This is a genomic window from Demequina zhanjiangensis, from assembly GCF_030418315.1.
Lineage (GTDB): Bacteria > Actinomycetota > Actinomycetes > Actinomycetales > Demequinaceae > Demequina > Demequina zhanjiangensis.
In genome coordinates this window covers 120,788-140,751 of the sequence record NZ_JAUHPV010000008.1, presented here as the reverse complement: position 1 = coordinate 140,751, position 19,964 = coordinate 120,788, and the positions used below count along the sequence as shown (strand labels likewise).

Annotated in this window: 15 protein-coding genes and 2 tRNA genes; 3 read left to right on the top strand and 14 right to left on the bottom strand. The window is 69.3% G+C overall.

Annotated elements, in window-relative coordinates; genetic code table 11:
- Positions 1-58: 58 nt before the first annotated feature.
- Positions 59-637 carry a manganese efflux pump MntP gene (locus QQX04_RS12940; protein ID WP_301129867.1) on the bottom strand — a complete coding sequence of 193 codons (579 nt, stop codon included), beginning with the start codon at positions 635-637 and terminating at the stop codon, positions 59-61.
- 324 nt (positions 638-961) lie between these two features.
- Positions 962-1,492, bottom strand: coding sequence for a helix-turn-helix domain-containing protein (locus tag QQX04_RS12935; protein WP_301129865.1), 531 nt, complete (start codon positions 1,490-1,492; stop codon positions 962-964).
- A gap of 51 nt (positions 1,493-1,543) precedes the next feature.
- On the opposite strand from QQX04_RS12935, the gene QQX04_RS12930 reads away from it, so the two are divergent.
- Both QQX04_RS12930 and QQX04_RS12925 read left to right on the top strand, forming a co-directional pair.
- Entirely contained in the window at positions 1,544-2,743 is a 1,200-nt protein-coding gene (locus QQX04_RS12930; protein ID WP_301129863.1) for a benzoate/H(+) symporter BenE family transporter, read from the top strand.
- Positions 2,744-3,138: 395 nt separating this feature from the next.
- Positions 3,139-3,819 (top strand): hypothetical protein, encoded by a 681-nt coding sequence (locus tag QQX04_RS12925; protein WP_301129861.1) that lies wholly within the window; start codon positions 3,139-3,141, stop codon positions 3,817-3,819.
- Positions 3,820-3,938: 119 nt separating this feature from the next.
- Here the strand turns inward: QQX04_RS12925 and QQX04_RS12920 are convergent, their stop codons facing one another.
- The 8 genes from QQX04_RS12920 to QQX04_RS12885 all read right to left on the bottom strand — a co-directional run bounded on the left by QQX04_RS12920 (position 3,939) and on the right by QQX04_RS12885 (position 11,646).
- On the bottom strand, positions 3,939-4,121 hold the full coding sequence (locus QQX04_RS12920; RefSeq protein WP_301129859.1) for a hypothetical protein: 183 nt from the start codon (positions 4,119-4,121) through the stop codon (positions 3,939-3,941).
- Between the two features lie 575 nt (positions 4,122-4,696).
- Positions 4,697-4,769, bottom strand: a tRNA-Ala gene (locus QQX04_RS12915).
- 101 nt (positions 4,770-4,870) lie between these two features.
- Positions 4,871-4,944: transfer RNA gene (locus QQX04_RS12910), tRNA-Ile, on the bottom strand.
- Between the two features lie 100 nt (positions 4,945-5,044).
- A complete protein-coding gene (locus QQX04_RS12905) occupies positions 5,045-5,896 on the bottom strand; it encodes a DUF3566 domain-containing protein (RefSeq protein ID WP_301129858.1) in 852 nt (283 codons plus the stop codon).
- A gap of 96 nt (positions 5,897-5,992) precedes the next feature.
- Positions 5,993-7,540 (bottom strand): SulP family inorganic anion transporter, encoded by a 1,548-nt coding sequence (locus QQX04_RS12900; protein WP_301129856.1) that lies wholly within the window; start codon positions 7,538-7,540, stop codon positions 5,993-5,995.
- Positions 7,541-7,679: 139 nt separating this feature from the next.
- A complete protein-coding gene (locus QQX04_RS12895; RefSeq protein ID WP_301129855.1) occupies positions 7,680-9,548 on the bottom strand; it encodes a BCCT family transporter in 1,869 nt (622 codons plus the stop codon).
- A gap of 151 nt (positions 9,549-9,699) precedes the next feature.
- A complete protein-coding gene (locus QQX04_RS12890; protein WP_301129853.1) occupies positions 9,700-11,169 on the bottom strand; it encodes a catalase in 1,470 nt (489 codons plus the stop codon).
- Between the two features lie 36 nt (positions 11,170-11,205).
- Positions 11,206-11,646, bottom strand: coding sequence for a Fur family transcriptional regulator (locus tag QQX04_RS12885; RefSeq protein ID WP_301129851.1), 441 nt, complete (start codon positions 11,644-11,646; stop codon positions 11,206-11,208).
- 249 nt (positions 11,647-11,895) lie between these two features.
- Between QQX04_RS12885 and QQX04_RS12880 the strand changes: the two genes are divergently transcribed.
- Positions 11,896-14,394, top strand: a complete 2,499-nt coding sequence (locus tag QQX04_RS12880) for an FAD-dependent oxidoreductase (protein WP_301129849.1) — start codon at positions 11,896-11,898, stop codon at positions 14,392-14,394.
- A gap of 86 nt (positions 14,395-14,480) precedes the next feature.
- Here the strand turns inward: QQX04_RS12880 and QQX04_RS12875 are convergent, their stop codons facing one another.
- From QQX04_RS12875 to QQX04_RS12860, 4 genes are all read right to left on the bottom strand, one after another.
- Positions 14,481-16,712 (bottom strand): beta-glucosidase family protein, encoded by a 2,232-nt coding sequence (locus tag QQX04_RS12875; protein ID WP_301129848.1) that lies wholly within the window; start codon positions 16,710-16,712, stop codon positions 14,481-14,483.
- Between the two features lie 166 nt (positions 16,713-16,878).
- Positions 16,879-17,985 carry a hypothetical protein gene (locus QQX04_RS12870; RefSeq protein ID WP_301129843.1) on the bottom strand — a complete coding sequence of 369 codons (1,107 nt, stop codon included), beginning with the start codon at positions 17,983-17,985 and terminating at the stop codon, positions 16,879-16,881.
- Positions 17,982-18,143 (bottom strand): hypothetical protein, encoded by a 162-nt coding sequence (locus QQX04_RS12865; protein ID WP_301129841.1) that lies wholly within the window; start codon positions 18,141-18,143, stop codon positions 17,982-17,984. The genes QQX04_RS12870 and QQX04_RS12865 overlap by 4 nt, the downstream gene beginning before the upstream one ends.
- The gene (locus tag QQX04_RS12860) at positions 18,140-19,963 is read right to left on the bottom strand and encodes an HSP90 family protein (protein WP_301129840.1); all 1,824 of its coding nucleotides are present in this window, start codon (positions 19,961-19,963) and stop codon (positions 18,140-18,142) included. The genes QQX04_RS12865 and QQX04_RS12860 overlap by 4 nt, the downstream gene beginning before the upstream one ends.
- Between the last annotated feature and the right edge of the window lies 1 nt (position 19,964).

Genomic DNA, 19,964 nt, shown 5'->3' with positions numbered 1-19,964 from the left:
GCCCGGGGCCCCCCGCCGTTTGGGGGGGGGGCCCCGTCGTCTGTCTGAGGGGAGGGGGTCAGCCCGCCATGAGGTGGTCCACGAGGATCTTGACGCCGATCCCGATGAGGACCAGGCCGCCGGCGATCTCGGCCCACGAGCGGAGGTGCTTGCCTGCGTGGTGGCCGACGCGGTAGCCGGCGAGCGAGGCCACGAACGTCACCACTCCGATGACGACGACGGCAAGGACGATGTCGACGTCGAGGAAGGCGAAGGAGATTCCGACAGCCAACGCGTCGATGCTGGTGGCGATGCCCAGCACGACGAGCTCCTTGAGCGGGACACGTATCTCGTGATCCGGCACGTCATCCGCGTCGTCAGCGTCGGCCGTCCTGGCCTCCCACAGCATCTTCGCGCCGATCGCGGCGAGCAGGCCGAACGCGATCCAGTGGTCGAAGGCCTCCATCTGTGCGGCGAACGTGGAGGCGAGCAGCCATCCGATGACCGGCATCAGCGCTTGGAAGAGGCCGAAGGTGAACGCGAGCTGCAGGGCGGGCTTCCACACGAGACGTCGGAGGTGGAGGCCCTTGCCTACGGAGACGGCGAAGGCGTCGGCGGAGACGCCGAGTGCGGTGAGCAGCAGAGTGAGGATCGACAACGAGGAGCCCTCTCGGGTTCGAACGGTCGTGCCGAGAGGATCCGGGGTCGCCTCGGCACGCTGAGCACGTGCCGAAGGTCTCGCTCACCCGGTCGTCTGACCAGGAACCCGCCCCGGGCGCTGGAGCGCCAGTGTGTCGACACGGGTTCGGATCCTCGCGGATCGCTGGGAGCTACTCCCCTTCGTCGCGCACAGTCTCCCACACGCACTGCTGCCAGGTCGAACCCCGGTGCGTGTGGTGCGTGAGCGGATGCCTGGGAGCACCGCGCGCCAGGGCAGGGCGCAAGCGGTCGCGAGTGCGGCTGGAGGCCGCGGCAGGCAGGCTCAGGCGCCGCCGGTCTGCCGGATGACGAGCACGGCCTCGCACGGCCCGCCGACCGCCTCGTACGTGTGCTCCACGTCGGAGAGCCAGGAGTGATGCTCGCCGGTCGAGACCTCCCGCTGCTCGCCTTCGCGGCCGACCCGTGCCGTGCCTCGAGTGACGACGAGGTGCTCGACGGTGCGGGGACCGTGGGCGGGGGAGCGGTGGGCCTCGTCGGGAGTGAGCCGGAGCGTGTAGACCTCGACGGCGTCGTCGGCGGATCCTGTGGTGCCGAGCAGGCGCGTCTCGATGCCGGGGGAGGACACCTCGGCTCCGGGCTGCTCGTCGAGGAGCCATGCGAGCGGAAGATCGAGCGCGTTCGCGAGGGCATAGAGGGTGGACAGATTGGGGCTGCGCACTCCGCGTTCGATCTCGGAGAGCGAGCCCTTGCCGATGCCGGCGTCGGCGGCAAGGGCTCCGAGCGAGAGGCCGCGCTCGCTTCGGAGGCTCCGCAGCCGTGCGCCGACGCGGGGGGCGAGGTCGTCATCGAGCATGGTGCCACTCTACTGTTCCGTGGACAGAACAGTCGCACTATCGTTCTGTTCATGGAACATGCACGTCGGCACACCATCGCGATGGGCCTCGTCACCGCCCTCGTCGGATTCACGAGCTCGTTCGCCGTGGTGCTCGCGGGCCTGCGCGCCGTCGGCGCGACGCCCGCCCAAGCCGCCTCAGGCCTCGCCGCACTATGCGTCACGCAGGCGCTCGGCATGCTGTGGCTCAGCTGGCGCTACCGCACCCCTCTCACGCTCGCCTGGTCCACGCCAGGTGCCGCCCTCCTCGCGAGCCAGGGAGCGGTCGACGGCGGATGGCCTGCCGCCGTCGGCGCCTTCCTGCTGGTCGGCATTCTCATCCTCGCCACGGGGCTGCTCACGCCCCTCGGACGGCTGATCGGCCTGATCCCGCCGAGCATCGCGCAAGCCATGCTCGCGGGCGTGCTTCTCCCGCTCTGCCTCGCACCCTTCACCTCGCTCGCCGACCGGCCGTGGCTCGTCGGTGCGCTGATCGTCGTCTGGCTCGTCACGCAGAGAGTCGCCTCGCGGTGGGCGACGCCCCTCACGTTCGGCGTCGCGGTCGTCATGATGGTGGTCGCAGCTACTCGCGACGGTGGGGTCCCGGTGGCTGCGCCCACGCTCGAGCTGACCGCCCCGACCTTCACCTGGGGGGCCATGCTTGGTCTCGCGATCCCCCTGTACATCGTCACGATGGCCTCACAGAACGTACCCGGCGTCGCGGTGCTCCGCGCGGCCGGCTATGAGACGCCGTGGAAGCCGTCCATGATCGTCACCGGGATCGGGAGCCTCGCGGGAGCAGGGTTCGGTGGCCATGCGATCAACCTGGCCGCCATCACCGCCGCGCTCCCCGCCTCACCGGAGTCGCACCCCGATCCGAAGCGACGCTGGGTCGCCACCGCGACGGCAGGCTGGGCCTATCTGGCGATCGCCGTCGTTGCCGCCTCGCTGACCGCGCTCGTCGACGCCGCCCCGGCGGGACTGCTCGAGGCCGTCGCAGGGCTCGCGCTCCTGGCGACGTTCGCGTCGTCCGTGTCGGGCTCCATGGCCGACGCCGACGATCGCGTCCCTGCCGCGATCACGCTCCTGCTGGCCGCATCCGGCGTCGCGATCCTGGGGATCGGCTCCGCCTTCTGGGCGCTGCTCCTGGGCCTCGGAGTCAGGTGGCTGCTGCGGCGCCGTGCACCTCTCACGCCAGAAGCGTCGACCCCGGCGCGCGAACCTCAGTTGTGAGTTCGCCTGCGGTGCAATCCTGAAGAAGTGAGGCCCGATGGCGGGTCGATATCAAGTCACGCGCTGCGCTTCGTCGAGGGTGGTCGCACGCGTCCAACGGGCGCGTGCTTTGATCTCGCCCACGACTGCCGGGTCCCCCCGCTGAGGACATCCTGAATGGCAGCACCGCCGTAGTCCGGGTCGTGCGCCACAATCCATGACCACGCGCCGATCTCCGCCACGACTTCGTCCCACGGCCTCTCCGAAAGGCTGATGTCTCGATGCCCCCCAACGGCCTGGGGTGGGCGAGAAGGATGGCCCGGAAGTGGGTCGTTGGCTGCGACCTCGCGCGTTGTCGTGCCGGCAGCCGCGCGCGGGGCGATACCGTGGCCATGTCGATCTGAGGGGACTGGTTGATGAACCGCACCATCGTGGCTGCAAGCGTGGCCGGATTGCTGCTGGCGGGCTGCGCCAGCGGAGGCGCTTCTGGGGACACGGCGGCGGTTGATGTCGTCGGGACGGACAATGAGCCGAGTGCCACCGCGGCGCCGAGTGTCGACGCGACCGAGGCTGAGCTCGCGATCGCAGGGGCTCCTGACATGCCAGTGGGGTATCGCGCCGACGGCAGCCTGACGGAGGCGGTGGTCAAGGCGAACCGAGAGATCGCGAAGGCGAGCGTTGAGGCCGCGTCGGACTACCCCTACGGCGAGGGGTACGCCGAGGTCGAGATCAGCCAGGACGCCGGGCCTTGGGGGACGCTTTACGTATACCGGTACTACTACTACAACGGCGCGGAAATCGCAGCGATGGCGGAACAGGAGTCCGAGACCCACGATCTTATAGGCGGGCTTGTAGAAGACACGCTGTTCGCCACGATGAGGCGCGAAGGACTTGTCGGCAACCTCCACGTCTCGTACATCTACGACTACTACGCCAACCGAGTGGAGGGAGAGGAGACCCTCTCCGAGGCTTCTGCGGGAGGGCCGCTCGACCCCGTCGTCTTCAACTTCATGATGGACGGCATCTCGGGCGAGGTGTGTGACACCCCAGACATGGCAGGTGCTCTCGACACCGGAATCGGACCACGCTGCCCGTGACCGCGGTCCGATAGCCGGTCGGCAAACGGGCACCTTGGCCGTCAGCCAGGAAAGCCAAGTTGCGAGCACGGGAAGTGGTGCCCAGAAGCCCGCCCGAGACGATGCCCGGAGATGGGGCGTCAGGCGGGCAGCGGTTCTGCGTCCTGGACGATCAGGTCCACTGGCGGGTGGCGCCTGAGGTCGGTGACGAACCCGTCAGTGCCGTTCCCCCACCGGTCGGCGCTCATGACCGTCGGATTCACGGGACGTCGGATGGTGCGCTCGAGCTCGTTCACGATGCCATACGCGTCGTTCTTCGACACGTCGCCCGCGAAACCGCCTCTCTCACCATCGAAGCTTGCCGTCCACGAGCCGAAGATGTGGAGTTGCTCAAGACCGGGCAGGTCGATGTACGCGTCTCGGATGGGCTCGGTGAACCGCCCCGACTTTCGTAGAGGCTCTCAGCTCATGGCGGATAAGAGGCATGTCAGCACCCAGGAAACACCCAGGTGAGCTGCGTGAGCGGGCGACTCGGATGGCTGTCGAGCTGCGGCAAGACCCCGCTACGAAGACCGGTGCGATCGCGCGCGCGGGTGACCAGCTCGGCATGCATCGCGAGACGCCGCGCGGTTGGGCCCGCCAGGCCGAGATCGATGGCCGCATGCGCGCCGGGGCGACGACCGCGGAGGCGGAGCGCATAGCGCAACTCGAGCAGGAGGTCCGCGAGCTGCGCCGAGCGAATCACATTCTGAAGGCCTCAGCGGCTTTCTTCGCGGCGGAGCCCGACCGCCCCACTCTCAGCTACTCGCCTATCTCAACGCCCATCGCCCCGAGCGGCTCGAACTGGTGTAGAGAGCCTCCGACTGATCGGCCATTTGTCGATGCAGCAGACATGAAGTGGAGCCTAGGGGACTCGAACCCCTAACCCCCTGCTTGCAAAGCAGGTGCGCTACCAATTGCGCCAAGGCCCCGTGATGGGTGTGATCCAGTTTCTCACGGGATCGTGTGGATCGGTAGGGAGCGGCTGCGCCGCCTCGACCTGCGACCGGCGCGACCGTCCGGCCGCCTTCCGTGGGCCCAGGAGGACTTGAACCTCCGACCTCTTCGTTATCAGCGAAGCGCTCTAACCGCCTGAGCTATGGGCCCGTTCTCCGCGGCTTGGCCGCGGCGATAAACCATACCAAATGCCTGGGCGCGAAACCAAACCGGCCTCGCAGCCCTGCATCAGGCCTGGTGTTCCTGCCTGTCAGTCGTCAGTCAGGGTGACGTAGAAGCCGCCGACGACCGCCGAGATCACGTTGTACAGGAACGCCGAGATGGTGGACAGCGCGGTGAGCAGCACCACGTTGACCACCGCGATGAGCGTGGTGGCGGCCATGATCCTGTTGCGGTCGAAGAACTGGAGCAGGTCGAGCTCGCTGTCCTCGGGGAACAGGCGCAGGATCCAGTCGTTGATGAGCATCCACACGCCCATCGAGTTGAGCACGGACCACAGCACGAAGACCGCGACCACCAGCATGATGCCTGCGGCGATGGACAGCAGGAAGCCGATCTTCAGGGCCGACCACGGGTCGATGCGGGAGACCAGGACGCGGACCTTGCGGGGGCCGCCCTTCTTGGCCGATGCGGCGATCGGGTCGGCTGACGCGACCTCCTCCTTGGTGCGGGCGGCAGCAGCCTTGAGCCTGCCGAAGGCTGAGTCAGACTTGCCCGACTCCTCGCCCTCCTGCGCACCTGTGGAGCGGACCTCCGAACGCGACGGCAGGGACGTGGATGCCGGGGCGACCGGCGAGGCTCCGGTCGTCGGTGCGACAGGGGTGGAGCCGGTGACCGGCGGAGCGTAGGTGCCGGACCGCGGAGCGACAGGCGTCTGGCCGGTGGCGGGGGCGAACGACGACGCCGGAGCCGAGCTCGACGCCGCGGGCTGACCCGTCACAGGTCGCGTGGGGATCTGCCCGGAGCGCAGCGACGTGCGCTGCGGGTTGCTGCCCGTCGTGGGCTGCACCGAGGGCGGCATGGCCGGCTTCGTCTCAGAGTCCGTCTGGGGCTTGTAGGTGCCGCCCGGCGTCTGTGTCGTGGCGCGGTCGTCCGCGTTCATGGAATCTCCTCTTGGGACGGCAAGTTGCGCGACCCCTGCCCACTAGGGTAACCGAGGCGCGCGCACCGGGGTAGCGCGCGCCCGCGCATCGGGGGACTAGTGTCCGGCGCCCAGGTGGCCCGAGATGCGACCGTGGAACTGCTGCGAGGCGAGGTTCAGGCCGACGATGTCCACGCTCTTGCCGTGGGTCGCGTACTTGTGCTCGATCGAGTCGAGCGCAGCGACGGTGGAGGCGTCCCAGACGTGGCTGTTCGTCATGTCGATCACGATGCTGTCGGGGTCGCCCGCATAGTCGAACTGGCTGTAGAGGTCGTTGGACGACGCGAAGAAGAGCTCGCCGGTCACGGTGTACCTGCGCACGCCGTCGACCACGTCGCCGCCGACGACCTCCGCGATGTGCGCCACGCGGCGCGCGAACAGCACCGAGGCGAGGACGACGCCCGCGACGACGCCGTACGCGAGGTTGTGCGTGGCGACGACGATCGCCACCGTGACGAGCATGACCGCCGTCTCCGAGCGGGGCATCCGCTTGAGCGTCGACAGGCGGATCGAGTGCCAGTCGAAGGTCGCCCACGACACGAAGATCATGACGGCGACGAGCGCCGCCATCGGGATCATCGCCACGAGGTCGCCGAGCGCGAGGATCAGGATCAGCAGGAAGACTCCCGCCGCGAAGGTGGACAGGCGGGTGCGGGCGCGACCGACCTTGACGTTGATCATCGTCTGGCCGATCATCGCGCAGCCGCCCATGCCGCCGAAGAAGCCCGTGATGATGTTCGCCGCGCCCTGACCCCAGGCCTCCCGAGACTTGTCCGAGTGGGTGTCGGTCACGTCGTCCACGAGCTTGGCGGTCATGAGCGACTCGAGCAGGCCCACCAGGGCGACGCCGAGCGCGAACGGAGCGATGATCTGAAGCGTCTCGAAGGTGAAGGGGACGTTCGGGAAGAACAGCGTCGGCAGACCCTCGGGCAGCGCGCCCTCGTCGCCGACGGTCGGCACCGCGAGGCCTGCGAGGACGGTGACGAGCGTGAGGATCACGATCGCGACGAGCGGTGCAGGAACGGCCGTCGTCAGGCGCGGGAGGAACGCGATGATCGCAAGGGCGCCGAGCACGAGCGGGTAGACGACCCAGGTGACGCCGGTGAGGTGCGGAAGCTGGGCCATGAAGATGAGGATCGCGAGCGAGTTGACGAAGCCGATCATCACTGACCGGGGGATGAAGCGCATGAGCTTCGCCACGCCCAGAAGTGCGAGCACCACCTGGAAGATACCGCCGAGGATCACGGCGGCGATGAGGTAGTCGAGGCCGTACTCACGCGCGAGCGGCGCGACGACGAGCGCGACGGCCGCGGTCGCGGCGGAGATCATCGCGGGACGCCCACCCAGGAACGAGATCGCGATCGCCATCGTGAAGGACGCGAACAGGCCCACCCGCGGGTCGACGCCAGCGATGATCGAGAAAGAGATCGCCTCAGGGATCAGCGCGAGCGCGACGACGAGTCCCGACAGCAGCTCGGTGCGCATCACCCGCGGAGACAGCCACTCGGGCCGACGCCAGGAGCTGGGCCGCCACGGGATGCCGAAGCGGTCGGTGACCTCGGGGACGCCCGTGGACGTGCGCGGGCTGGGCGTGGGCGTGCTCATGAGGACTCCAACGGGACGGGTGCACGGCGTCGACCGGGCAGACGTCAGCACGCGCGTGAGCGCGTGTTCCGTGGAAGGGGAGGCCTGCCGTGGCCGCGTCTAGGCTACCTGATCGCCCCGTCGGGCCCCAGGGACGGCCTCATCTGTCCTCTACGGTGCCCTCCTGGACAGGCTCGTCGGCCGCAGCGGTCGCCGTCGCGGTGCCCGCGCCCTGAGACGCTGGCGCACCCTTGGCGCCCTTCTTCCGCACCGGGAACTGCGGGAGGCGGCGACGCTTGGCCACGGGCGGCGGGTCCGGCTGCGGCTCCTCGAGGCCGTAGTGGTCGCCGATCTCCGACAGGAGCTCCTGCCTGTCGGCGAACTCGTAGCGCAGATGCTCCTTGTGGAACATCTTCCACAGTGACACGACCATGAGCAGCATGACGATCGAGAACGGCAGCGCCGCGATGATCGACGCGGTCTGCAACGCTCCGAGGCCGCCCGCGACGAGCAGAGCGGCCGCCACGAGGCCCTCGGTCACGCCCCAGAACACGCGCACCCAACGCGGCGGGTCGTCGGTGCCGTCGGCCGTGAGCATCGAGACGACGAGCGATCCGGAGTCGGACGAGGTGATGAAGAACAGCGCGATGAGGATGATGGCGCCGATCGAGATGAGATACCCGCCTGGAAGGTCGGCGAGCATGGAGAACAGCGACATGGTGGAGTCGACCGAGCCGTCCTCGCCGATGAGGCCTCCGGGGCCGTTCATCTCGCGGTACAGCGCGGTGCCTCCCATGATCGAGAACCACATGAAGGTGATGATCGTGGGCACGGCGAGCACGCCGGCCACGAACTCGCCCACGGTGCGCCCCTTGGAGATGCGCGCGATGAAGATGCCGACGAACGGCGCCCAGGCGATCCACCAGCCCCAGTAGAACGTGGTCCAGCCGGCCTGCCAGTCCTCGCCCGCCTGACCCTCGTAGGCCGAGACGTCGAACGTCAGGCCGATGAAGTCCTGGATGTACGTGCCGATGGACTGCACGAACTCGCGGGCCAGGAACAGCGAGGGGCCGGCGATCAGCACGAACAGCAGCAGGCCACCCGCGAGCACGAGGTTCGCGTTGGACAGCCACTTGATGCCCTTGCCCACACCGGACAGCAGCGAGGCCAGCGAGATCATCGTGATGATGCCGATGATGATGACCTTGGCGAGGTTGCCCGGGTCGGTCAGGAGGTCCACCGCGTCCATGCCGGACGCGATCTGGCTCACGCCGAGGCCGAGCGACGTCGCCACACCGAACAGGGTGCCGACGACGGCGGCCACGTCGATCGCGTGACCGAGCCCGCCCTTGACCCGGTTGCCGAGCACAGGCTGGAGCGACCAGCGGATCGACATCGGCTTGCCCAGGCGGTGCACGGTGTAGGCGATCGCGGCGCCGACCACGGCGTAGATCGCCCACGCGTGGATGCCCCAGTGCATGTACGACTGGTTGATCGCCTGCTCCGCGACGTCAGCGGTGGGCAGCCCGGCGACGGCGGGGCGGGGGTTGGCGAAGTGGTTGAGGGGCTCGGCGACTCCCCAGAACACGAGGCCGATGCCCATACCGGCGGCGAACAGCATCGAGAACCACGAGACGGTGGAGAACTCGGGGCGGTCCGACTCCTTGCCCAGGCGGATTCGCCCGAAACGGCTCAGTCCCATGTAGAACGAGAACGCGACGAAGATCGCGACGGCGAGGATGTAGTACCAGCCGAGCGCACCGACGATGTTGTCGTTGACCCCCTGGAAGAAGTCGCCCGCCGTGTCGGGCAGCGCCATCGCGAAGGCGACGAAGCCGACGATGATGAGTGCGGAGGGGTAGAAGACCCACGGCGTGATGCCGCTGTTGATGCGGCCGAGCAGCGTGGTCGGCGCCGGCTCCGCAGGTGCGGGAGCCGATTCGCCTGGCTCCCCGACGCCCAGCTCGTGAGCAGCGTCGATCTCGGTGGTCATGGACTCGGTCGGAAACTCTTCCTGATCCTGGGACATGACAGCCACCGTAGCAATGTGGCACCGAGGGCGCATAGAAGTCCTTTACCTGAGCATGACGAAGGCCGGACCTCCCGGGGACTGGAGGTCCGGCCTTCGCGAGGGCGGAACGCGCGTGGCGCGCCGCCGTCAGGGGACTGTGCGCCGCCGCTTACGCGGGGATCGGCGCGAGGTTCGCGCGCAGCGAGGCGCCGAGATCGGCGTCGACGTGGGTCCAGTACTGGATCGCACGCTCACGGATCTCGTCGGACTTCACCGCACCGACGTGGCCGGTGATGGTCTCGAGGAACGCCGCCTTCTGCGCGTCGGTGAAGACGTCGCGGTAGAGCGTGCCCGCTTGGCCGAAGTCGTCGTCCTCGGGGTGGAGCGTCGCGGCGGCGCGCACCATCGCGCCGTCGGCCTCCCAGTTGCCGGTCTCGCCCGCGCGGTCGGCGTCGGCGTGCGCGCCGCCCAGCGAGTTCGGTGCGTAGACGGGGGTCTCGGGTGCCGAGAACGAGTAGCGCATCGCGCCGTCCTTGGAGTACGAGTGACCGTGCGCATCCGCGTTCTTGGGCTGGTTCACGGGCAGGTCGGCGTGGTTCGTGCCGACGCGGTAGCGGTGAGCGTCGGCATAGCTGAAGATGCGCGCCATGAGCATCTTGTCGGGCGAGGTGCCGATGCCGGGCACGAAGTTGCTCGGCGCGAACGTGGCCTGCTCGATCTCCGCGAAGTAGTTGGCGGGGTTGCGGTTGAGCTCCATGACGCCCACGTCGACGAGCGGGTAGTCGGCGTGCGGCCAGATCTTGGTCAGGTCGAACGGGTTGAAGCGGTAGGTCTTCGCATCCTCGTACGGCATGATCTGCACCTTGAGGTCCCAGCGCGGGAAGTCGCCGTCCTCGATGTGCGTGTAGAGGTCACGGATGTGGACGTCGGCGTCGGAGCCGGCGAGCTCGGCCGCCTTCTCGTTGGACATGCCGTGCACGCCCTGCTGGGAGATGAAGTGGTACTTCACCCAGAAGCGCTCGCCCTCGGCGTTCATCCACTGGTAGGTGTGCGAGCCGTAGCCGTTCATCTCGCGCCACGAGTTGGGGATGCCGCGCTCGCCCATGAGCCAGGTGACCTGGTGGGCGGACTCGGGCTGGAGCGACCAGAAGTCCCACTGCATGTCGTTGTCGCGCAGGTGCGAGCCGGGCAGGCGCTTCTGCGAGCGGATGAAGTCGGGGAACTTGATGCCGTCCTTGATGAAGAAGGTCGGGGTGTTGTTGCCCACGAGGTCGTAGTTGCCCTCGGTCGTGTAGAACTTCAGCGCGAAGCCGCGCGGGTCACGCCACGTGTCGGGGGAGCCGGACTCGCCGGCCACGGTGGAGAAGCGGGCGAGCATCTCGGTCTCGACGCCCGGCTGGAAGAGCGCGGCGCGGGTGTACTTGGCGATCTCCGGGTTGGTCGTGGTGAAGGTGCCGTAGGCGCCGCCGCCCTTGGCGTGGACGACGCGCTCCGGGACGCGCTCACGGTTGAACTGCGCGAGCTTCTCGACCAGGTAGTGGTCGGTGAGCGAGGTGGGGCCGTCGTTGCCGATCGTCAGCGAGTGCTGGTCGGAGGCGACGGGCGCCCCGGCGTTGGTGGTGGTGAACTTGTCCGTCATGGCTGGCGGACCTCCTTCGTGGGGATGGGGACCGTGCTACTGGGCAGGGGCGGTGTCGACGGCTGCCTCGCGGCAGGCGGTGCACACGCCCCAGAAGGTGACCTCGGCCTCGGCGATCGCGAAGCCGTGGTCGTCGCTGGGTGTGAGGCAGGGTGCGTGTCCGGTCACGCAGTCGACGTCGACGACGGTCCCGCACACGTGGCAGACCAGGTGGTGGTGGTTGTCGCCGACGCGGAGCTCGTAGAGCGCGGGCGAGCCTGCGGGCTCGATCCTGCGCGCGAGCCCTCGCGCCGTGAGGTCGCCCAGGACGTTGTAGACCGCCTGGAGCGACGTGCGGGGGAGCGTCTCGCTGACCTTCGCGAAGACCGCGTCTGCAGCGGCGTGCGGGTGGTCGGCGAGCGCGTCGATGACGGTGACGCGCGGCGCGGTGATGCGCAGGCCGGCGGAGGCCAGCATCTCTCTCGCGTCTGTCGTCATGCGTGCAAGCCTACATACCAATTTTTAGTTATTCAAATTAAAGCGTCCGGACCGGGCCCCTGCGAAGGAAGTCCCTCCTAGCGAGGCGCCCGCGGGGCCGCTCTCGACCTGCGGTCGCCGCCCTGGCGGGGCATGCTGGGAACGAGGCGCCGCTGCCGTCCCGGAGGTGTGGTGACCAAGGGCCCATGTATGCCCTAGGGGGCATGCCTTAGCCTCGTTGCAGGACAAATACCCCGGGAGGTATGAACCATGAAACTGGTCGTTGTCGGTGGCGTCGCCGCCGGAGCATCCACCGCCGCACGCGCCCGCCGCCTGGACGAGGACGCCGAGATCGTCGTCTTCGAACGCGGCCACCACGTCTCCTTCGCCAACTGCGGTCTTCCGTACCACGTAGGCGAGGTCATCCAGGAGCGCTCGCGCCTCCTGCTGCAGACGCCCGAGAGCCTTCGCGAGTCGCTCAACATCGACGTCCGCATCGCCACCGAGGTCGTCTCGATCGACCGCAAGGCGAAGACCGTCTCCGTCAAGGAGGTCGACACCGGCAAGGAGTACACCGAGTCGTACGACAAGCTCGCGCTGTGCATGGGCGCGGACGCCGTCCGCCCGCCGCTGCCCGGCATCGACCACCCCGCAGTCGAGGTCCTGCGCCGCATCGGCGACATGGACAAGATCAAGACCCGGCTCGACTCGGCGATCGCCGCGCAGAAGGCGGGCAAGCGCGGAACCGTCTCGGCCGTCGTCGTCGGCGCCGGCTACATCGGCCTCGAGATGGCGGAGAACCTGCACCACCGCGGGGTGCGCGTCGACGTGGTCGAGCTCGCCCCCCAGATCCTTCCGCCGGTCGACGCCGACATCGCCGCCCCGGTGGAGCGTCACCTGCGGATGCGCGGCATCAACGTGCACCTGTCGACCGCCGCGGCCGCCTTCCAGCCGCTCGCTGACTCCGACGGTGACAATCGCGTCAACGTCGAGCTCAACTCCGGCACCACGCTCAAGGCCGACCTCGTGATCCTCGCGGCCGGGGTGAAGCCCGCGGTGCAGCTGGTGAAGGACGCGGGGATCGAGCTCGGCGAGCGCGGCGGCATCAAGGTCGACACCCACATGCAGACGTCCGACCCCGACGTCTACGCCGCAGGCGACGCCGTCGAGACCCCGCACCCCGTGCTGCCGGGCGAGCACCTCGCCCCCCTCGCGGGACCCGCCAACAGGCAGGCGCGCGTCGCGGCGGAGAACATCTGCGGCCGCGACACCGAGTACAAGTCCACCCAGGGCACCTCGATCGTCAAGGTGTTCGACATGGTCGCAGGCGGCACCGGCGCCACCAAGCGTCAGCTCGACGCCGCCGGCATCGAGTACCGCGTCATCCACGTGCACCCGTCGGGCCACGCCGGCTACTACCCCGGCACCGCCATGATGCACATCAAGCTGCTGTTCTCGCCGAAGGACGGCACGATCTACGGCGCGCAGGTCTGCGGCTTCGACGGCGTGGACAAGCGCATCGACGTGTTCGCGATGGCGATCCGTGCGGGCCTCACGGTGTTCGACCTCGAGGAGCAGGAGCTCGCCTACGCGCCGCCGTTCGGTTCCGCCAAGGACCCGGTGAACATGGCGGGCTTCGTCGCCGCCAACACCATCCGGGGCGACTTCGACCTCTGGTACGCCGAGGAGTGGCCCCTGGCCGACGGCACCCGCCTGGTCGACGTCCGCACCCCCGAGGAGTACGGCATACACCACCTGCCGGGAGCGGAGAACGTCCCGCTCGCCGACTTCCGCGAGGCCGTCAAGACCTGGACCGACAAGGACCAGCCGATCCGCGTCTACTGCGCCGTCGGCTTCCGCTCCTACCTGGCGCACCGCATCCTGATCCAGAACGGCTTCACCGATGTGAAGACGCTGTCCGGCGGCTCCACCACCTACGGCCACGTCCACGACAACCCTGCCGAGGGCTACGAGGCGCAGCCGCCCATGGAGAACTACGCGGAGAAGGTGTCCGTCGCGTCGGCCGTCGCCGCCGCCACCGGCCAGATCAGCGACCTCGACTGCACCGGCCTCGCCTGCCCCGGACCGATCATGCGCCTCGCCGGCGCGATGAAGGCCGCGAACGCCGGTGACGAGATCCGCGTCACCGTGTCCGACCCGGGCTTCGCGCTCGACGGCCCCGCGTGGGCGTCCAAGAACGGCCACACGCTCGTGTCGATGGACCCGAAGGGTCCCGGCTTCGTCGCCACGTTCCGCAAGGGCGGCGTGGCGCCCGTGCAGTCCGGCGGGGGAGCGGGCGGCAACAAGCTGTCCATGGTGGTCTTCTCCGGGGACCTGGACAAGCAGCTCGCCGCGTTCATCATCGCCAACGGCGCGATCGCGATGGGCCAGGAGGTGTCGCTGTTCTTCACCTTCTGGGGCCTCAACGCGCTGCGCAGGACCGACCCGCCCAAGCGCGACAAGAGCGTCATGGACAAGATGTTCGGCGCCATGATGCCCAAGGGTGCGGAGAAGCTGACGCTGTCGCAGATGCACATGGCGGGCGCGGGCACCGCGATGATCAAGAACGTCATGAAGCAGCACGACGTCCAGTCGCTTCCCGAGCTCATCAAGAACGCGCAGGACGGCGGGGCTCGCCTGCTCGGCTGCACCATGACGATGGATCTGCTGGGGATGGCCCAGTCCGACCTCATCGAGGGTGTGGAGCTCGCGGGTGTCGCCACCTTCCTGGGCGAGGCCCAGGAGTCGGGCACGACGCTGTTCATCTAGGAGGCGCACGGCGCTTCGCGCCGGCCTCACGCACGGGGGCCCCGGGGATCTTCCCCGGGGCCCTCGTCGCGTTCAGCGCGTGTGGATCACGAGCGCGAGGACAGCTCCGCGAGCATGCCCTCGACCGTCTCGTGACCGTGGCCGGGCGCCACGAAGTCAGCGACCTTGATCATGGGCATCTGCAGCATCATGCCCGCCATCTCGGGGTCATCCATGAGGGACGGTCCGGACTCGCGTGACTTCGCCCCGAAGTCCTCGAGGACCTTGGCGCCGACGGGGTGCGCGGCCCAGTCGCCGAGGTTCGAGTCGATGTCGAGCGTCGGCACGAGCGGCGGCACATCGAGCGTGAGGGTGGCCGTCGCGACGATGTCGCGCGACGAGCGGCCGACCTCGATCGTGTACTCGCCGGGCTCGACGATCCAGCCGTCGGCGCCCCAGTAGGCGAAGGCACGATCGTCGAGCTCCAGCGCGACGACGGTCGACTCGCCAGGGGCGAGCGACACCTTCGCGAAGGCACGCAGCTCTCGGACGGGACGATCCACGGCGGCGACCGGATCGCCCACATAGATCTGGACGACGTCCGTGCCCTGGCGCTCACCAGTGTTGATCACACGGACGCGCACGGTGGCGGCCGCGACGCCGGCATCAGGGAGATCCACTCCCTCGAGGACGTGCTCGAACGAGGTGTACGAGAGCCCATGTCCGAACGGGAACGCGACGTCCCGGTCGGTCGCGTCGTACCAGCGGTAGCCGATGTAGATCCGCTCGCCGTGGCGCACCACCTTGTCGCCGCCGGGCCAGTTCACGTGAGCGGGCGTGTGCGCCAGCTTCCACGGGACCGTCTCGGCCAGTCGGCCTCCAGGCTCGGCGAGCCCGAACAGGATCTGAGCGAGCGCCGAACCGCCGGCCTGGCCGGCGAGCCACATGTCGAGGATCGCGGGGGCCTTGCCCACCACGTCCTCGAGGGAGACGACGGCGCCGTGCTCGAGCACGACCACCACGCGGGGATTGACGGCCGCGACAGCGGCCAGCACCTCGAGCTGCACCGCCGGGAGGTCCATGTGCTCGCGGTCCCAGCCCTCTGACTCGACAGCGTCGGGGAGCCCGAGCATGAGCACCACGGTGTCCGCCGATCGCGCGGCGTCGACAGCGACGGCGAGCAGGTCCGCGTCGGCCTCACCGTCGAGCCTGAAGGCCGGCGCGTGGACGACGTCGCGGCCGGTGGTCTCGGCGATCGCGGCGAGCGGCTCGTCGAGCCGGGTGGGGACCACGTGTGAGGATCCCGCGCCCTGATAGCGGGGTGCCGTGGCGAACGGGCCGAGCACCGCGAGCGTGCCGCCCTCCTGCGGAAGGGGGAGCAGGCCGCCCTCGTTCTGCAGCAGCACGGCCGAGTCGGCGGCCACCTCACGTGCGAGCTCGTGGTGGGCGTCGACATCGAACTCGACCTCGGTGGTGCGGTCGGCGCGGAGGCGGTCGTGGACGTCGAGGATGCGCTGCACCGCCTGGTCGAGCACGGCCTCGTCGAGGCTGCCGTCCTTCACCGCGGCGACGACGGTCGCAGGTCCGGCCTCTCCGGTGCTCGGCATGGTGAGGTCGAGGCCCGCCTGGAGGGCGCGCACGGGGTTCCAGGTCGCGCCCCAGTCGGAGACGACGTAGCCCTCGTAGCCCCACTCCTCGCGCAGCACCTCGGTGAGAAGCCAGTGGTTCTCCGAGGCGCGCACGCCGTTGATGCGGTTGTACGAGCACATCACGGTGGCCGGCTGCGACTTCTTGACCACGCGCTCGAACGCAGGGAGGTAGATCTCACGCAGAGTGCGGTCGTCCACCTCGGCGCTCACGCGCATGCGGTCGGTCTCCTGGTTGTTGACGGCGAAGTGCTTGACCGACGCACCGACGCCCAGGGCCTGGATGCCGTTGATCCACGCTGCGCCGAGCTCGCCTGCCAGCAGCGGGTCCTCAGCGAAGTACTCGAAGTTGCGGCCGCCGAGCGGGGAGCGCTTCATGTTCACGCCAGGGCCGAGCAGCACGTCGACGTCCTCGACACGGCACTCGCGTGCGAGCGCGGCGCCCATGCGGGACAGCAGGGCGGGGTTCCACGAGGATCCCGTGGCGGCCGCGGTCGGGAAGGCCGTCGCCGGCACCGACTCGTTGATGCCCAGGTGGTCGTTGCCGGCGACCTGCTTGCGCAGGCCGTGCGGGCCGTCGGTCAGCATCGCCGACTCAACGCCCTTGTCGGGGATCCCCATCGTCGTCCAGAAGTCGGCCCCGAACACGATCCGGGCCTTCTCCTCGAGCGTGAGGTCAGCGACGTCTGTCATGGATGCTCCTTCACCGTTGCAGGATCGGTCCTCGCGCACGGCGGGCGCGTGCAGGGACCCTCGTCGAAACGTTACAACTGTCTGACAGCATCCGGTGACCACTTGCGGTCCAACGTCCGCGCGGCTCTCGTGATGTGACCTCGACCGCGTGGCGTTGCCCGCCCGCTCAGCTCGTCTCGGCGAGGAGCCTCTCCAGTTGTTCCACGTGGAACATCGTGCCTGCACGGGCGTCGAATCGCGCAGCGAGCTCTCGCGCCTCCCTGACAAGCGCGGGACGGGCCGACGAGACGGTCCATCCCTCGGTCCGGGCGGGCAGGAGTGGTGACGTCCGTGGATCTCGCGCCGCGCGCAGCTCGCGGCCCCCGAGCCCTCGCAGGTCGAGCCCGGTCAGCGCGGCGGACAGCTCTCGCAGCGCGCCGAGCCTGAGATGCGTGGCGATCGACGGGCCGAAGACCCAGGGGAGAGCCGCCTCCACGTGCGCGAGCGCGTCGTCGTCCCGGCCCGCGGCCAGGGCGAACCGTGCGAGCCTGCCGAGCACCTCCGGGGTCGTCTCGCGTGGCGCGGCCTCGCCAGCGGCCTTCCGGTAGGCGGACTCCGCCTCATCACCCCGCCCCGACGTGTGCCACGCGAACAGGCCTCTGGACAGCGCCGACGCAGGCTGATCCAGATCGGTGCACGGATCGGTGAGGTAGTCGTCGCACACGGTGACCACGGACGCATGGTCGCCGGCCGCTTCGAAGATCTGGGCTGCGATGTCGCGCGTGCAGCGGGTGCAGTGAGTCATGGCATCCCCCGGAAGGGCGAGCGCCCGCCGCACCGCTTCGGTGGCCGCGACGAGATCTCCGCAGGCCCACGCGTGGAGCGCGCGGAGCACCGCGACCGAGTGGTCGCCCGAGCCGGGACCGAGCCTGCGCTCGTGGGCATCGATCAGCGTCTCAAGGTCGCCAGGACCGACGGCGTCGGACAGGCAGATCTGCCGGAGGCACCAGTCCTCCAGGTACAGCAGGTCTTCGGTACCCGGCAGACGGCGAGGGAACCTGGCGTTCTCCGAGTCGTGCCGGCTCACGCACCAGGCGACATGGGTGAGGGCGTCGCCCACAGCGAAGCGCAACGCCGCTGCAGGCACCGCCCGCATCCGTGCCGCGTACTCGAGCTCCGGATCGTCGGCCTCACGGGCCAGCCGGATCGCCGAATCGAGCAGCTCGGCCTGCGCCTCGGGGTTCCACGTGGCGTCGGCGCGTCGCACGAGCGCGAGCGCATGAGCGGCGGTCATCGCTCGCGCTTGGCCTTGCGGGTCTCCGACACTCGAGCACCGGTCGCCGCCGCGGCGGCCTTGGCCGCCTGGATCGCTGCGGAAGCGCGCGGAGGGATGGTCTTGTTCTCAAGACGGTGCTCGGAGTCGTCCTCGGACCACTCCTTCTCGTCCGTCATGCGAAATCCTCCGGTCTCATCTCGCCGAATCCGGCGAGGCCCACGCTCAGCGCCACGAGCTCGCCGAGCGCGTCGGTGAGCTGGGCGCGGTCGCGCCCCTCTACAGGATGATGCCCTGCGAGAAGCGCGGTGACCAGCAGCAGCCCCACCGCGCGTGTCAGCACCGACTCGTCCTGAAGCCGCGCAAGCGCCTTCACCGTGGGGTTCGACCAGTCGAGAACGAGCCGCGCCTGAGGTGATCCGGCACCATCGCGACGCTCCGCGTCCTCCACGGCGTCGAGCACCCTGGCCCACAGCGCGTCACCGTCGTCGCGCGCCCGCCGACGATCGGCCGCGCGAAGCATGGACGCGTCCTGGACGAAGATGGCGGGGAGTGTGCCTTCGGGCACGAGGCGCACGTCCACCGACACCCCCTCGCGGTCGTCGAGGGCTGCGGTGGCACGACGCGCGAGCGTGGCGGCAGCCTCGGCATCCTCCGGAGGTGCAGGCCTGAGGGCGTCGACCAGTTCGATGACGTCCACGCGCTCGACGCGCGCGAGGCCGAGGGATGCGAGGAGCCTCATCATCGCCTCGTCGTAGGTGTGGCCCGCATTGACCAGCACGCCCCGCGCGAGCGGCCCCGCCTGCCTGAACTCATCGACCGTGGCGGCATACCGGACGGTCCCCTCGGCGATCAGGTCGCCTAGCCGCACGTCGCCTGCGGTGGTCGGCACCACCAGGTGGGGGATCACCACGTGCGCAAGCTCGGGATCCGCCAGGGCGAGCCTCCGGAGCGCGAGGCCGTGAACCGCCGCGAACACGCGCAGCAGCATCGGATCGGAGACGGCGAGACCCTCCACCCAGCCACGTAGCGTGTGTCCGATCGCCTCGCGCGTGAGGACGAGGGCGTCGTCGTCGACCAGCGCCTCACGCGCGGCGGTGGGCGTGAGTCCGGTCGAGTCGACGGCGAGCGCCGTGAAGAAGGCCCAGTCGGGAAGAAGCCCATCCACGTGAGTGCCGACGAGCATCCCTCCCAGGTGCGCCTTCACGGCGACGGTGGCGCCCGGCGCGGGAGTGAACGGGAGCACATAGGCGGTGCCACGTGTGCCGGTCTCCGGCACGTCGATCGGAATCGCGGCGAGCGGTGCCTGCCCGACCAGCTCGTGGCCATAGGCGAGCCGCTCCTCGACATCGCCCAGGAACCCCGCTCGCACCGTGACCTGCTCCTCGGACCCGTCGGAGAGGACGACGCGGACGGGTACCGGCAGGTGCTCGGCGAACCGGCCGGCAGCGGTCAGCACGACGGGCGTCTCGGCCAGCGTACGGTCGTCGCCGCGCGGACGGACGAGCACGGTGGATCCCACGGGGACCTGGTCCGCCTCGGGTCCCTCGAGCTCACGCACCGTGAAGGTCCCGTCGGAGCGTCCGACCCAGACGCAAGGCGCAGCATCGACGAGCGATCGGGACCGTACCTCGACCTCGTCGGCGATCATGAACGCGCTGAGGAGTCCGACGCCGAACCTGCCGAGCCGATCGCTGCGGGGAAGGTCGAGCAGATCGCGCTTCGAGGTGCGTCCCACCGTCGCGAGCAGCTCGCGGGCCTCGCGCGCCGTGAGGCCGATGCCGTCGTCGGTGACCGAGAGGACGCGGTCGCCCACATCGGCCGGCACGATCCTGACCGTGCCGGAGAAGCCAGGCTCACGCTCTGCTCGGGCGCCCACCGCGTCGGCCGCGTTCTGGATCAGCTCTCGCAGATAGACGCGAGGGCTGGAGTACAGCGACCGCCCGAGCAGATCCACGACCCCACCGAGGTCGACCTGGAACCGCTCGGGCGTGGTCACC

Excerpts from the sequence above, each read along its gene's own strand:
- QQX04_RS12935 (WP_301129865.1), bottom strand. The coding sequence starts at position 1,492 with ATGCTCGATGACGACCTCGCCCCCCGCGTCGGCGCACGGCTGCGGAGC.
- QQX04_RS12930 (WP_301129863.1), top strand. The coding sequence starts at position 1,544 with ATGGAACATGCACGTCGGCACACCATCGCGATGGGCCTCGTCACCGCC.
- QQX04_RS12925 (WP_301129861.1), top strand. The coding sequence starts at position 3,139 with ATGAACCGCACCATCGTGGCTGCAAGCGTGGCCGGATTGCTGCTGGCG.
- QQX04_RS12905 (WP_301129858.1), bottom strand. The coding sequence starts at position 5,896 with ATGAACGCGGACGACCGCGCCACGACACAGACGCCGGGCGGCACCTAC.
- QQX04_RS12900 (WP_301129856.1), bottom strand. The coding sequence starts at position 7,540 with ATGAGCACGCCCACGCCCAGCCCGCGCACGTCCACGGGCGTCCCCGAG.
- QQX04_RS12895 (WP_301129855.1), bottom strand. The coding sequence starts at position 9,548 with ATGTCCCAGGATCAGGAAGAGTTTCCGACCGAGTCCATGACCACCGAG.
- QQX04_RS12890 (WP_301129853.1), bottom strand. The coding sequence starts at position 11,169 with ATGACGGACAAGTTCACCACCACCAACGCCGGGGCGCCCGTCGCCTCC.
- QQX04_RS12885 (WP_301129851.1), bottom strand. The coding sequence starts at position 11,646 with ATGACGACAGACGCGAGAGAGATGCTGGCCTCCGCCGGCCTGCGCATC.
- QQX04_RS12880 (WP_301129849.1), top strand. The coding sequence starts at position 11,896 with ATGAAACTGGTCGTTGTCGGTGGCGTCGCCGCCGGAGCATCCACCGCC.
- QQX04_RS12875 (WP_301129848.1), bottom strand. The coding sequence starts at position 16,712 with ATGACAGACGTCGCTGACCTCACGCTCGAGGAGAAGGCCCGGATCGTG.
- QQX04_RS12870 (WP_301129843.1), bottom strand. The coding sequence starts at position 17,985 with ATGACCGCCGCTCATGCGCTCGCGCTCGTGCGACGCGCCGACGCCACG.
- QQX04_RS12865 (WP_301129841.1), bottom strand. The coding sequence starts at position 18,143 with ATGACGGACGAGAAGGAGTGGTCCGAGGACGACTCCGAGCACCGTCTT.